Raw genomic sequence first — 13,775 nt, 5'->3', positions numbered from 1 at the left:
GGTGTCGTCAGGACGTCGGGCCGTTCAGCCCGGTCGGCCACGGCGTGCCGGCCGGGCGCAGGCTGGCCCACCCGTCCGCCCGGGCGGCCTGCAGCGCCAGGACCCCGATCACGCTGCCCGGGTTGGCCAGCCGGCCCTCCAGCACGGCCCGGACGGCGTGCGCCAGCGGGACGCGCACGGGCACGAGGTCCTTCTCCTCGTCCTCGCGCACGTGCCGGTCGGCCTGCGGCACCGCGGACAGCCCGCGGGCCAGGTAGATGCGGTTCGCCTCGCTCGACCCGCCCGGGGAGTTGAACCAGTCCGCCACGACGGCCCAGTCGGCGGCGACGAGGTCGGTCTCCTCGGCCAGTTCCCGCTGCGCGGCCAGCAGGGGTTCCTCCCCCGCCACGTCGAGAAGACCGGCCGGGAGTTCCCACAGCTCGCGCCGCACCGGGTGGCGGTACTGCCGGATGAACAGGACGTTCTCGTCGTCGTCGAGGGCGAGGACCGTCACCGCACCGGGGTGGCGCTGCAGGTCCCGCACGACGGTCCCGCCGTCGGGCAGTTCGACGCGTTCGCGCACGACGTCCCAGACGCGGCCGTGGAACACCGTCTCGCTCTCGGACACCGTCCGCTGGACGGGCGCGTCCGCGAGTTCCGCGCCGTCGACGACGGGGACGCCCAGCTCCTCGGGGAAGCTCACGCGGTCACGTCCGTCAGTTCCTCGCCGGTCACGTCGCTGGGGACGTCCGCGGTGCCCGCCGGCTCGGGGTCGACGTCGATGAGCTGCCCCTCGCGCTGGCGGCGCAGCGCGGCCGCGACCAGACCCGAGAACAGCGGGTGCGACCGCGTCGGACGCGACTTGAACTCCGGGTGGGCCTGCGTGCCGACGTAGTACGGGTGCACGTCGGCGGGGAGTTCCACGAACTCGACGAGTTCGCGGTCCGGGGACGTGCCCGAGAACACCAGGCCCTGCGCGGTCAGCTGGTCGCGGTAGGAGTTGTTGACCTCGTAGCGGTGGCGGTGGCGCTCGGAGATGCGCTCGCTGCCGTAGGTGGCGGCCACGACCGAACCGCTGGCCAGGACGGCCTCGTAGGAGCCCAGGCGCATCGTGCCGCCCATGTCGCCCTCCCCGGAGACGATCTCGCGCTGCTCGGCCATCGTGGCGATGACGGGGTGCTGCGCGTCCGGTTCGAACTCCGTGGAACTCGCGTCGGTCAGGCCGGCGACGTTGCGGGCGTACTCGATGACCATGCACTGCAGGCCGAGGCACAGGCCCAGGGTCGGCACGCCGTTCTCGCGCGTCCAGCGCAGGGCGCCGAGCTTGCCCTCGATGCCGCGCACCCCGAAACCGCCCGGGACGCACACGGCGTCGACGCCGTGCAACTGCTTCTGCGCCCCCTCGGGGGTGGCGCACTCGTCCGAGGGCACCCACCGGATGTCGACCTTGGCGTCCTCGGCGAAACCGCCGGCGCGCAACGCCTCCGTGACCGACAGGTACGCGTCGGGCAGGTCGATGTACTTGCCCACCAGGGCGATCTCGACGCGGCGGCGCGGGTTGTGCACGCGACGCAGCAGGTCGTCCCAGGTGGACCAGTCGACGTCGCGGAAGCTGAGGTTCAGCTTGCGGACGAGGTGGGCGTCCAGGCCCTCGCGGTGGATGACCTTCGGGATGTCGTAGATCGAGGGGGCGTCGACGCAGGCGATGACGGCCTCGTCGTCGACGTCGCACATCGAGGCGATCTTCCGCTTGACGCCCTCGGGGATCTCCCGGTCGGCGCGGCACACGATGGCGTCGGGCTGGATGCCGATGTTGCGCAGCTGGGCGACGGAGTGCTGCGTCGGCTTCGTCTTGAGCTCACCGCTGGGGCCGATGTACGGCACGAGGGAGACGTGGACGAAGAACACGTTGTCGCGGCCGAGGCGCTGACGCACCTGGCGGGCGGCCTCGAGGAACGGCAGCGACTCGATGTCGCCGACGGTGCCGCCGACCTCGGTGATGATGACGTCGATGTCCTCGCGGGCCTGCGCGCGCATCCGGTCGACGATCTCGTTGGTGATGTGCGGGATCACCTGGACGGTGTCGCCGAGGTACTCCCCGCGCCGCTCCTTGGCGATGACCGCGGAGTACACCTGGCCGGTCGTGACGTTCGCGGAGGCGTCGAAGCGGACGTCGAGGAACCGCTCGTAGTGGCCGATGTCGAGGTCGGTCTCGGCGCCGTCGTCGGTGACGAACACCTCACCGTGCTGGAACGGGTTCATCGTCCCGGGGTCCACGTTGAGGTAGGGGTCGAGCTTCTGCATGGCCACGCGGAGACCGCGGGCGCGGAGCAGGCGACCGAGGCTGGAGGCCGTCAAACCCTTCCCGAGGGAGCTGGCCACCCCCCCGGTGACGAAGACGTGCTGGGTCTGGGACTCGGGGGTGCTGCGGTTCGCCACGGGGTTCGATCGTACCGGACGCGGCGACGGTCCGGGATGCGCGGTCCCGCGCCGATCCCCTCAGCCGCGTGCGGCGCGGTGCACGCGGCGGACCTGCGCGACCGCGTCGTCCTCCGTCGGCAGTTCCGTCGCCCGTTGCGACGACCGCTGCGCCCGGACGGCGTGCTCGGTGCGGTCCTGGACGAGGCGGCGCACGGCGGCCGCGAGGCCGGCCGCGTCACCGACGGGGACGAGCAGGGCGGCGTCGCCGGTCACCTCGCGGGTCCCGCCGGCGTCGGTGGCCACGAGCGGGACCCCGGCCCGCAGCGCCTCCTGCACGAAGACGGGCTGGCCCTCCCACACGCTCGTGCTGAGGGCGACGTCGGCGGCGGCGAGCAGGTCGGCGACGTCGTCGCGGCGGCCCAGCAACCGCACCGGCAGGTCCTCGGCCCGGATCCGGTCCTCCAGCTGCGCACGCAGGGGGCCGTCCCCCGCGACGGCGACGGGGACCCCCGCACGCGCGGCGGCGTCGAGCAGGGTGCCGAGCCCCTTCTGCGGCGCGAGCCTCGCCACCGCGAGGACGACCGGCCCGGTCCCCAGGACCTCGCGGCCACGGGCTGCGTCCCCCCGTGGCAACGCGGGAGCGGGGACCAGCGCACGGTCGGCCACGTCGGCGCCGAGGCGGTGGGCCTGGGCGACGAGGTCGGCCGACACGCCCAGGACGACGTGGGCCCGGCGGCAGACGACGCCGAGCACCGCCGCGCCCAGACGCGCCCGCGCACCCGAGCCCAGGACGGCGTTGTGCAGGGTCACGACGAGCGGCACCCGCCGTCGGGCACCGCTGAGGGCGAGGGCGGCGACGAACCCGGCCCGGACGCCGTGCGCGTGCACGAGGACCCCCGGGACGCGCCCGACGGCCCGCCGCAGGGCGGCGGCGGCCCGCAGGTCGCGGACGGGGTCGAGGGAGGCCCCGATCTCCACCGCCACGGTGGGCACGGGGGCGGCCAGGCGCGCCAGCGTCTCGGCCGGTCCGGCGACCCGGACGTCGACGCCGCCCGCGTGCAGCCGGGCGGCCAGCGCGCCCACGTGGCGCACGACTCCCCCGGCGCTGCTGCCGAGCACGAACAGGACGGGGCCCTCGGGCGCCGCAGGGGTCACGTCTCCTCCTCGGGTCACCGGCGCAGGACCCGCCGGGCGGTACCGGTCAGCGTGCGCAGGTCGGCGGGGTCCGCCAGGCGCGCCACGACCAGCCAGACGACGGCGGCGAGGGCCGCCAGCAGGACACCCTGGCCGACGGCGGGCACCACGTGCGTCGTGCGCCACGCGACCGCGACGAGGGCGCCCACGGCACCGCCCACGACCCCGGCCACGACGGCCGCCACCGCGACGCGGGCCAGCCCGCCCAGGGCGCCGGGGACCTGCCGGTGCACCTCGCGCAGCAGCAGGGCCCCGGCGACGGTGAGGCCCGCGGTGTGGGCGAGCGCGAGCGCCGAGACGACGTCGTCGGCCGCCACCGCGCGCGGCAGGAGCAGGACGCCGGCCAGGACCACCGCCCAGCCGGTGACAGTCGCCGTCGCCGCGCTGCGCCCGGCGCCCAGCGTGTAGAGCGCTCGCGTGAGCAGCGCCACCAGGCCGTAGCCGAGCAGACCGGGGGCGAAGAGCACCAGGGCCAGGCCCAGGTCGCCGGAGCGCCCGGACCCGACCCGGCCGTGGACGAAGACGACGGCGACCGGCACGGCGACGGCCGCGAGCACGGCCGCGCCGAGGGAGCTCACGAGCAGGACGGCCCGCACGGCGGGGGCCAGGACGTGGGCGAGCTCGGCCCGGCCCGCGTCCGCGGCCCGCGCGAGCCGGGGGAAGACGGCCGTCGCCACGGGCACCGCCAGCACGGCGTAGGGCAGCAAGAACACCGCCCACGCGTAGCTCCAGCGGACGACCGCACCGGCCGAGGCGCCGTTGGAGACCGTCGTGACCGCGACGGTGACGACCTGCTGGGCCAGGAGGACGGCGAGCCCGGACAGGGCCAGCGTCCGCAGGCGGGCCCCGTCGCCGGGAGCCGGGCGCAGGGCCGGCCGCCAGCGCACCGGCCCGCGCAGCGCGGGCAGGTGGGTCAGCGCCAGGGCGACCACGCCGAGCGTCGTGCCCCCGGCCAGGACGGCGATGCCCGTCTGCGGGACGTCGCCCACGTCGCCCTGGACGACGGCGGCCGGGACGAGGGCACCGAAGAGCAGGTAGGTCGCCCCGACGACGAGGCTGGAGACGAGCGGCGCGGCCGCCGGCGCCGTGAACCGCTGCTGGGCCTGCAGGACCCCGGCGAAGACCACGGCGACCGCGTAGAGCGGGACCTGCGGCAGGAAGACCCACAGCATGACCGTGGCCAGCCGCAGCAGCGATCCGCCGCACTGGGCGTCCGAGCCGTCCGCCAGCAGCAGGGCCATGACCGGCCGGGCGGCGAGCGCGGTGACGCCCCCGACGACGACGAGCGCCAGCACGCTGAGGGTCAGGGCGGCGGACGCCGTCCGGGAGGCGGCCGCCCGTTCGGCGGGGTCGTCGGAGGCGAGCCGCGAGGACAGCAGGGGCACCAGCACGCCGGCGAGCGCGCCGCCGGCGACGACTTCGAACAGGACGTTCGGGACCTGGTTGGCCGTCGTGTAGGCCGTGCTGAGGCAGTTGTCGCCGACGGTCTGGCTGAAGGCGAAGATGCGGCCGAAGCCGGCGACGCGGGCCAGGACCGTCAGCAGGGCCACCGAGGCGGCCGCGGCCGCCACGGACCGGGCGCCCACCCGTCGGGGGGTCACCCGCGGCTCACGGACGGCCGAGCCGGTCCAGCTCGCGCAGCAGCGGCTGCGCCTCGATGAGCCGGCTGAAGCTCACCTTCTCGGACGCCAGCGTGAGCCCCACGACGGCGCCCAGGGCGACCGCCCGGCCCGTCCGGTCCCAGCGGGCGAGGGCCGCGACGCCCAGGACGGCGCCGAGCGCGTTCGCACCGGTGTCCCCGAGCATGCTCCGCCCGGCCAGGTCGTCGCGCAGGACGGCGGCGCAGGCACCCGTCACCGCACCGGCGAGCGGGCGGGCGTCCGCCGCCCCCGGACCGGCGGTCAGGGACAGCGCCGCCACGGAGGCGACCTTCGCGGCCCGGCCGGGTCGCAGGTCGAAGAGGTTGACGAGGTTGGCCGTGCCGGCGACGAGCGCGCCACCGAGCAGGACGTCGAGCGCGCGGCCAGGTCCGCCCCCGCTCCCGTGCGCGCGGTCGGCGACGGCGGCGGCCGCCAGCCCGGTGGCGCCGATGCCGAGGACCTTCCACGCGCCCGTCGTGAGCCGCCCACGCCGCAGCGCCGCGAGGTGGCCGCGCAGCCCCCGTGCGCCGCCCGAACGGTCGTCGGGACGTTCGGCGAGGTCGTCGTAGGCGCCCAGACCGGCGGCGCCGGCGGCGGCGAGCACGCCGGCGGCGCGCCAGCCGGGACGGGCGGCCAGGCAGCCCGCGGCCACGGCCAGGGCGGCGGTGGGACCCTCCAGGAGGGTCAGTGGACGACCGGCGTGGTTGGTCCGCTCCCAGCGCGCGGCACCGCCCGGGGGGGTGCGGCGCAGCAGGTCCCCGGCGCGGGCACCGGCCGTCGCGGCCCCGCCGACGGCGGCCGCCGTCCGCAGCAGCGCCGTCACGACGTGCTCGCCGCGGGCAGCGGCGGGCTGACCTCCGTCGCGGAGTCGGCCGTGCCGTACTGCCCGGCGCCCCCGGTGAGCTGCTGGCGCAGGGCGAGCACCACGTTGATCCGACCGATCGGGGAGTCCAGGTCGTCCACGCCGCTGACCGCGCGGGCGAGGTCGTTGTCCGAGCGCAGGACCGCGACGGGGCCGCCGTCGGCCGCGGCGTCCGGCGAGCCGGCGAGGACCGCCCCGGCGCTGGCCCCGTCCAGCTCGCTGAGCAGGGCCGTCCAGGCGGCCGCCGTGGACCGGCGGACGGCGTCGGTCGCGTCGGTGTCCCCGGCCCCGCCGACGACGAGGGCGAGCGTGGCGCGGGTGGGTGCGGTGCCCGTCCCGCCCTGGACGTCGACGAGGCCGGCGTCGGACAGGGTGGTCAGCACCGTGCGGGCGCCGTCGTCGGGGCCCTCGGCCTGCGCCAGCTCCGTCGTCACGAGGGCTCGCGCGAGCTCGGCGGCGAGCAGGTCCTCCGTGCCGGCGTCGGTGGCCGGGGCCGTCGTGAGCTGCCCGGTGAGCGAGGTGGCGGCCTTCTGCCGGTCGGTGACCGCCGCCTGACTGGCGTCGAACCACTTGTCCTGCAGGGTGACCTGCGAGGAGACGGTCGCACCGGCCGCCTGCAGCTCCTCGACGGTCGCGTCGACCTGGCTGGAGTCGGCGCCGGGGAGCTCGACGACGGCCACGCTGCGACCACCGAGCTGGCGCGCCACGAGGGCCGGCCCGACGGCCTCGGCCCAGGCGTCCTGCTGGTCGGCGGTCGCGAGGGCCTGGTCCCGTTCGGTGCGCAGGGTGTTCTTCTCGGTCGTCAGCTGGCGCACCTGGTCGGTGATGCCGGTCGAGATGCCCTCGTTGAGGGGCCCGGCGCCCAGCACGATGCCGACGGCGAGCGCCAGGAACACGGACACCAGCGAGACGACGTGGTACCGGAAGTCGATCACTGCTCATCCTGTCGTTCGGTGCTGCGGGCGGGGACGGCGGTGACGCTCACGGCCCCTCACCGGGCATGACGCCCACGACGGCCGCCCACGCGTCCTCCAGCCGCGCACCCGTCACCGCGAGGATGGCCTGGCCCGTGGGCGTCACGAGCAGCGCGGCCACGAGGGCGAGCACGCCGGCGAGGACGAGGACGAGGACCTGCACGTCGGAGACGCGCGAGCGGTACAGGCGCGAGACGCCCTTGGCGTCGACGAGCTTGCCGCCGACGCGCAGCCGGGTGAGGAACGTGCTGGCCATCCCGGCGCGCCCCTTGTCGAGGAACTCCACGAGCGTCACGTGGGTGCCGACGGCCGCGATGAGGGTGGCGCCCTTGTCGTCGGCGAGGAGCATCGCGACGTCCTCGCTTGTCCCCGTGGCGGGGAAGACGACCGCGTCGATGCCCAGGGACCGGACGCGCTCGAGCCCGGGAGCCCGGCCGTCGCGGTAGGCGTGCACGACGATCTCGGCGCCGCTGCGCAGGGCCGAGTCCGAGACGGAGTCCATGTCCCCGACGATGAGGTCCGGTCGCCAGCCGGCCTCGAGGATCGCGTCCGCGCCGCCGTCGACACCGATGAGGACGGGTTTGTACTCGCGCACGTACGGACGCAGCGTGACGAGGTCCTCCTTGTAGTGGTACCCGCGGACCACGATGAGGACGTGCCGGCCGTCGAGGTCGGTGCGGATGTCGGGGACGCCGACACCGTCGAGCAGCAGTTCCCGCTCGCGGCGCAGGTACTCCATGGTGTTGGCCGCGAACGCCTCCAGCTGCAGCGACAGACCGGCGCGGGCGACCTCCATGTCCGCCGCGACGACGTCGGCGCTGAGCCTGCGGCCCGAGGCCACGTCGGCGCCGTCGACCTGCAAGCGGTCGCCGACGACCGTGGCCGTCGTGCCCTCGGCCAGCTCCGCCATGAGCTCGGTGCCCACGTCGTCGAGGACGGGGATGCCCGCGTCGACGAGGATCCCGGGGCCGAGGTTGGGGTAGCGACCCGACGTGCTGCGGGAGGCGTTGACGACGGCGGCCGGCGCACACGCCACGAGGGCCTCCGCCGACACCCGGTCGAGGTCGAGGTGGTCGATGACGGCGATGTCGCCCGGCTTCAGCCGCTTCGTCAGCCGCTTGGTGCGCCGGTCGACCCGGACCGTCCCGCGGACGACGTCCGCCTCGAGGGGCCCGCCGGCGGATCCGTGCGCACCGACGCCACGGTCACGTCGACGCCTCACCACTCGCCCGTTCTCCTCAGCTCTTCGACCGCCGCGCCCCGCTGGTGCCCGGGGCGGAGGTCGATCGTCCCACGCGGGGAGCAGCGCCCCGTGCCGCACGCGCCGTCCGGGTCCGTCCTGCGCGAGGCGTCGACGGTTCCGCCACGGCCTCCGCGCGGCTGGACCGCAGGAGCTCCTCGGCGTGCGCCCGCTCGGTCCCCGACCCGCGTCCGGACAGCATCCGGGCCAGCTCCCCGACGCGGCCCTCGTCGTCGAGGCGGACGACGCCGGACTCGGTGACGCTGCCGTCGTCGGTCTTGACGACCGTCAGGTGGGAGTCGGCGAAGGCCGCGACCTGGGCGAGGTGCGTCACGACGACCACCTGCGTGCTGCGCGCGAGCCGGGCCAGCCGGCGGCCGATCTCCACGGCCGCGCGACCGCCCACGCCCGCGTCCACCTCGTCGAAGACCATGGTGGGCACGGGGTCCGCCCCGGCCAGGACCACCTCGAGGGCCAGCATCACGCGGGACAGCTCGCCGCCGGAGGCCCCTCGCGCCAGCGGCCGCGGGGCGGCACCGGAGTGCGCGGCCAGCAGCAGTTCGACGCTGTCGCACCCCCAGGGCCCCAGCTCGTGCCCGGTGTGGACGGCCACCTCGAGCCGGGCGCTGGGCATGGCCAGCGCCGCGAGCTCGACCGCCACGCGGTCCTGCAGGTCGGCGGCCGCCGCGCGGCGCGCGACCGTCAGCCGCCCCGCGAGCCGGCGCAGCTCGTCCTCCAGCTCGTCCCGCTCCTTGGCCAGGGTCTCCAGCCGGCCGTCGTCGTCGAGGTCGAGCAGCCGCGCGGAGGCCCGCTGGGCCCAGGCGAGGACCCCGGCGACGCCGGCGTCCGGGTCGTCGGCGTGGCGGCGCACGAGGGCCGCCAGCTGCGCCCGGCGTTCCTGGACGGTCTGCAGCCGCAGCGGGTCGGCCTCGAGGGAGTCCGCGTAGGCCGCGAGGTCGCTGCCGAGGTCGGCCAGCAGGTAGGACACCTCGGCGGCCCGGGCGGCCAGGGCCGCCAGCGTCGCGTCGTGCTCCCCCGCCTGCTCCAGGGCGCGCCGGGCCGCGTCGACGCGGGCGTCCGCGCCGCCCTCACCGACGACGTCCTCCCCCGCCCCCTGACCCGTGACGGCCGCGTGGGCGGTCGCCGCCGCCGTGCGCAGCACCTCGACGTGGGCGAGCCGTTCGGACTCCTCGCGCAGCGCGGTGTCCTCGCCGGGCTGGGGGTCCACCCGCTCGACCTCGTCCAGGCCCAGCCGGAGCAGCTCGGCCTCCCGGGCGCGTTCGGCCTCGTGGCCGGCCACGTGGTCGTGCTCGGCGCTGACGGCGCGCCAACGCGTGTGGACGCGCTGGTAGGCGGCGAGGTCCTCGGCGACGACGGGACCGGCGAAGGCGTCGAGCACGCGCAGCTGCTGCGCCCCGGACCGCAGCCGCAGCTGGTCGGTCTGCCCGTGCACGGCGATGAGGTGCTCGGAGATCTCCGCGAGCACCCCGACGGGGGCGCTGCGGCCCCCGACGTGGGCCCGGCTGCGACCGCCCGCGGACAGCGTCCGGGCGAGCAGCAGCTCCCCCTGGTCCAGCTCGCCGCCGGCTTCCCGGGTGCGAGCCGCGACCGCACCGTCCTCGGCCACCTGCAGCCGGCCTTCGACGACGGCGCTCTCGTCACCGGCGCGCACCGCCCCGGCGTCGGCGCGCTCACCCATGAGCAGGCCGAGCCCCGTGACGACCATCGTCTTGCCCGCGCCCGTCTCCCCCGTGATGACGGTGAGCCCGGGACCCAGCGGTAGCCGCGCGTCCCGGATGACGCCGAGGGAGCGGATGTGCATCTCCTCGATCACGGTCGACCTCCCGCGTCGCGCGGTCCCTGCGGTTCGCGCGGTCCCCGCCAACCCGCGACGGGCAAGCCGAACTTGGCGACGAGCCGGTCGGTGAAGATCCCCGTGCTGAGCCGGGCCAGCCGGACCGTCTGCGGGGACCGGCGGACCTCGACCCGGGAGCCCGCGGGGGCGGCGAAGGTCCGGCGTCCGTCGCACCACAGGACGCCACCGTCGCCCGTGCCGGGGAGCACCTCGACCCCCACGACCGACGTGGGGGCGATGACGAGCGGGCGGGCGAAGAGCGCGTGGGCGCTGATGGGCACGACGAGCAGGGCCTCGACCTCGGGCCACACGACCGGGCCGCCCGCGGAGAACGCGTACGCCGTCGACCCCGTCGGCGTCGCGGCGATGACGCCGTCCCCGCCGAAGCTGCTCAGCGGCCGGCCGTCGACGTCCACGACGAGCTCGAGCATGCGCTCGCGGTTGGCCTTCTCCACCGACACCTCGTTGACGGCCCACGAGGACGCCAGGACGACGCCGTCGTGGACCACCCGGACGTCGAGCGTCATGCGCTCCTCGACCCGGTAGTCCCCCGCGGCGACGCGGGCGACCGTCCCGACGATCTCCTCGCGCTCGGCCTCGGCGAGGAAGCCGACGTGCCCGAGGTTCACGCCCAGCAGCGGGGTGTCGCCCCCACGGACGATCTCGGCGGCCCGCAGGATCGTGCCGTCGCCGCCGAGGACGATGACGAGCTCGGCGGTGTCGACGGCCCCCTCCAGTTCGCACTGGACGACGCGGTCGCGGTCCTGACGGCTCAGGGCCGACGCCTCGTCGGGGGTCATGACGGTCTGGATGCCCGCCTCCGCGAAGCGGTGCACCACCTTCGTCAGCGCCGCCACGGCCTCCGGGCGCCCGGTGTGCGCGAGGACGAGGACGCTGCGCCCGGACTGCGGGACGACGCACCCGGCGGGTGCCTGGTCGGCGCTCACGCCAGCCCCGCCTGCGGTCCGGCCGCGATGGCCTCGGTCAGCGCCTCGTCGTCCAGGGGCGGGGCACCGGCGGCGAGGTGGAGGAAGTACTCCACGTTGCCGCTGGGACCGGGCAGCGGGCTGGCCGCGACGCCGCGCACGCCGAGGCCCTCGGCGACGGCCGCCGCGGCGACGTGGCGGACGGCGTCGGCGCGCAGGTCGGCGCTGCGCACGACGCCGCCGGCGCCGAGCGCCTCGCGGCCGACCTCGAACTGGGGTTTGACCATGAGGACGTGCTCCGCGTCGGGGGTGACGCACCGGACGAGCGCCGGCAGCACCAGGGTGAGGGAGATGAACGAGAGGTCGGCGACCACGAGGGAGGGGGCCGGCGCCACGACGTCGGGCTCCAACGTCCGGACGTTGGTGCGCTCCAGGACGGTCACGCGCTCGTCCGTGCGCAGCGACCACGCGATCTGCCCGTACCCGACGTCCACGGCGACGACGTGACCGGCACCGCGCCGGAGCAGGACGTCGGTGAAGCCGCCGGTGCTGGCTCCGGCGTCGAGGCAACGGCGCCCCGTGACGTCGACGCCGAACGCGTCGAGCGCGCCCACGAGCTTGTGGGCCCCGCGCGAGACGTACTCCTCGCCCTCACCCGCGTCCTCGACGACGATGGCGGCCGCGAGGTCGACCTGGGTGGCGGGCTTGGCGGCGGTGGCCCCGCCGACGCGGACGCGACCGGCGCTCACGAGCTCACCGGCGTGCTCCCTGGACCGGGCCAGCCCCCGGCGGACCAGCTCGGCGTCGAGCCGGAGCCTGCGGGCGGCCACCTCAGGACTCCGCGCCGGCCAGTCGTTCCCGCAGGGCGCGGTCGACGGCGGCGTAGACCTCGACGTGGTCGTGGACACCGAGCGCGTCCAGGCCGTCGAGGCGGTCGAGGACGTCCTGCAGGGCGCGGTCCTGCTCCGGCGAGGGGCCGGCCTCGGTGCGGGGCGGGGCGGGGACCCGCGGAGGAGTGGGGACGGGGGTCCTCGGGCCCGCGGGTTCAGTCACGGGCGTCACGCTACAAGCCACCCCGGACATCGCCCGACAGGCTGTCCACACCCGCGTGTTCGACGTCGTGTTCGAGCGGCTCAGCCCGCGTGCACGGGTCGCGGGCCGTCCGAGGACGGTTCCACGAGCGTGGCGGCGACGGCGTCGACGGCCGCCTCGAGCGTCTCCCCGGCCAGGCCGTCGCCGCGGTCGGCGACGGCCCAGCACGCCTCTGCAGCGGCGCGCAGGACGTCGAGCCCGTCCGCCCCGGCTGCAGACGACGCCACCGCGAGCCGGCCCGCGGCGACCTCGACGACCGCGCTCCGGCACGTCGCCGTGACGGTCCCGCCCGTCGTGCGCACCTCGACGCCGGGGTGGGGGTCCGTCAAGGACCGCAGGTCGTGCCCGACGTGCGTGGGGCGCTCGTGCGTCGCCGCGCTCAGGAGTTCCCGGACGCCGGTGACACCCGTGAGGACGAGCAGTCCGTCGAGGCCCGCCGTCCGCGCACCCTGCAGGTCGGTGTCGAGGCGGTCCCCGACGACGAGCGCACGCCGAGCGCCGAGGCGGCTCACCGCGGCGTCGAACAGGGCACGCTCGGGCTTGCCGCACACGACGTCCGGAGCCCGCCCCGCGGCCCGCGCCACGAGGTCGACGAGGAGCCCGTTGCCGGGAGCGGGACCACCCGGGGTGGGGACGGTGGCGTCCAGGTTGGTGGCGACCCACGGCAGCCCGGACCGGACAGCGTGCGTGGCCTCGGCGAGCTGCTGCCAGCCGAGGTCCGGGGAGAAGCCCTGGACGACGGCAACGGCTTCCCGGCGGTCGTCCGTGGGCCGCAGGCCGACGTCCGTCAGCGCCTCCCGGAGACCCGTGGTGCCGACGAGGAGGACGGGCGATCCCGCCGGGAGCTCGCGCGCGAGGTGGTCCGCCGCGGCCTGCGCCGAGTTGACGACGTCCTCGTCCGCCGCCGGGACGCCCAGGTCGCGCAGGTGGGCGGCCACCGTGGCCGGCGGCCTGGAGGCGTTGTTGGTGATGAAGCCCAGCCGGTGCCCGCTGTCGGCTGCCGCCTGGAGGGCCGCGGGCGCGTGCGGGACGGCGTCGGGCCCCACGTAGACGACGCCGTCGAGGTCGAGCAGCAGGACGTCGTGGTCCTCCAGCAGCGTCCCGGTCGTGGCGAGGAGGGCGGTGGACGAGCGGGTGGGCTCGGGGGTGCTCACGGGTTCTCCGGGCTCTGCCGCGCCCGGATGGTGGCGCGGACCTGTCGCAGGCGGTCGGCGTACTCCGGCCGGTCCGGGCGCATGGCGTGCGCCATCGCCAGGTGCTCGGCCGCCAGCCCGAACCGTCCGAGGCGGCTGAGGCTCAGCCCCAGCCCGAAGTGAGCGTAGTCGTCCGCGGGACGGGCGGCGGCGAGGTCACGGAACGACTCCGCCGCCCCCGGGATGTCGCCGGAGTCGTACCGGGCCCGCGCCAGCGCCTCGAGCACGACCGTGGACCCCGGCTCCTCGGCGTGGGCCCGCGCCAGGAGGGTCGCCGCAGCGGCGGCCTCGCCGGCGGACAGGAGCGCCAGGCCTCGCTGAAGCCACTCGTAGGGTCCGCCTGACGGTCGGCCGGACGGTTCCGGGCCGGGCACGGGGTCTCCTCTCGGATCGGGGACG

General features: G+C 76.3%; 13 protein-coding genes. All 13 read right to left on the bottom strand.

The features are described 5' to 3' along the window. Nucleotides 1-7: 7 nt before the first annotated feature. The 13 genes from ACFEMC_RS08325 to ACFEMC_RS08265 all read right to left on the bottom strand — a co-directional run bounded on the left by ACFEMC_RS08325 (nucleotide 8) and on the right by ACFEMC_RS08265 (nucleotide 13,750). Entirely contained in the window at nucleotides 8-682 is a 675-nt protein-coding gene (locus ACFEMC_RS08325; protein WP_380175358.1) for an NUDIX domain-containing protein, read from the bottom strand. Further along, nucleotides 679-2,418, bottom strand: coding sequence for a CTP synthase (locus ACFEMC_RS08320; RefSeq protein ID WP_380175356.1), 1,740 nt, complete (start codon nucleotides 2,416-2,418; stop codon nucleotides 679-681). The genes ACFEMC_RS08325 and ACFEMC_RS08320 overlap by 4 nt, the downstream gene beginning before the upstream one ends. Before the next feature lie 60 nt (nucleotides 2,419-2,478). After that, entirely contained in the window at nucleotides 2,479-3,555 is a 1,077-nt protein-coding gene (locus ACFEMC_RS08315) for a glycosyltransferase family 4 protein (protein ID WP_380175354.1), read from the bottom strand. Nucleotides 3,556-3,569: 14 nt separating this feature from the next. Further along, the gene (gene murJ, locus ACFEMC_RS08310; RefSeq protein ID WP_380175351.1) at nucleotides 3,570-5,195 is read right to left on the bottom strand and encodes a murein biosynthesis integral membrane protein MurJ; all 1,626 of its coding nucleotides are present in this window, start codon (nucleotides 5,193-5,195) and stop codon (nucleotides 3,570-3,572) included. 7 nt (nucleotides 5,196-5,202) lie between these two features. Beyond that, a complete protein-coding gene (locus ACFEMC_RS08305; RefSeq protein ID WP_380175349.1) occupies nucleotides 5,203-6,057 on the bottom strand; it encodes a hypothetical protein in 855 nt (284 codons plus the stop codon). Continuing rightward, nucleotides 6,054-7,031, bottom strand: coding sequence for a copper transporter (locus tag ACFEMC_RS08300; protein ID WP_380175347.1), 978 nt, complete (start codon nucleotides 7,029-7,031; stop codon nucleotides 6,054-6,056). The genes ACFEMC_RS08305 and ACFEMC_RS08300 overlap by 4 nt, the downstream gene beginning before the upstream one ends. A gap of 46 nt (nucleotides 7,032-7,077) precedes the next feature. Beyond that, complete coding sequence (gene steA, locus ACFEMC_RS08295; RefSeq protein WP_380175344.1) at nucleotides 7,078-8,295, bottom strand: putative cytokinetic ring protein SteA; 1,218 nt, start codon at nucleotides 8,293-8,295, stop codon at nucleotides 7,078-7,080. 13 nt (nucleotides 8,296-8,308) lie between these two features. Then, a complete protein-coding gene (gene recN, locus ACFEMC_RS08290) occupies nucleotides 8,309-10,132 on the bottom strand; it encodes a DNA repair protein RecN (RefSeq protein WP_380176676.1) in 1,824 nt (607 codons plus the stop codon). Nucleotides 10,133-10,140: 8 nt separating this feature from the next. Beyond that, nucleotides 10,141-11,112, bottom strand: coding sequence for an NAD kinase (locus tag ACFEMC_RS08285; RefSeq protein ID WP_380175342.1), 972 nt, complete (start codon nucleotides 11,110-11,112; stop codon nucleotides 10,141-10,143). Then, complete coding sequence (locus ACFEMC_RS08280) at nucleotides 11,109-11,921, bottom strand: TlyA family RNA methyltransferase (protein WP_380175340.1); 813 nt, start codon at nucleotides 11,919-11,921, stop codon at nucleotides 11,109-11,111. The genes ACFEMC_RS08285 and ACFEMC_RS08280 overlap by 4 nt, the downstream gene beginning before the upstream one ends. A 1-nt stretch (nucleotide 11,922) precedes the next feature. Beyond that, nucleotides 11,923-12,144 (bottom strand): hypothetical protein, encoded by a 222-nt coding sequence (locus tag ACFEMC_RS08275; RefSeq protein ID WP_380175338.1) that lies wholly within the window; start codon nucleotides 12,142-12,144, stop codon nucleotides 11,923-11,925. An 80-nt stretch (nucleotides 12,145-12,224) separates the two neighbouring features. Next, a complete protein-coding gene (locus ACFEMC_RS08270; protein ID WP_380175336.1) occupies nucleotides 12,225-13,337 on the bottom strand; it encodes an HAD-IIA family hydrolase in 1,113 nt (370 codons plus the stop codon). Then, nucleotides 13,334-13,750, bottom strand: a complete 417-nt coding sequence (locus ACFEMC_RS08265) for a tetratricopeptide repeat protein (protein ID WP_380175334.1) — start codon at nucleotides 13,748-13,750, stop codon at nucleotides 13,334-13,336. Before ACFEMC_RS08265 ends, ACFEMC_RS08270 begins: the two co-directional genes overlap by 4 nt. Between the last annotated feature and the right edge of the window lie 25 nt (nucleotides 13,751-13,775).

Source organism: Kineococcus sp. DHX-1 (assembly GCF_042473625.1).
GTDB lineage: Bacteria > Actinomycetota > Actinomycetes > Actinomycetales > Kineococcaceae > Kineococcus.
The sequence above is the reverse complement of the archived record's forward strand: the minus strand, read 5'-3'. Positions and strand labels throughout refer to the sequence as shown.

Coding starts and splice junctions, on each gene's coding strand:
- recN (WP_380176676.1), bottom strand. CDS start 10,132: ATGCACATCCGCTCCCTCGGCGTCATCCGGGACGCGCGGCTACCGCTG.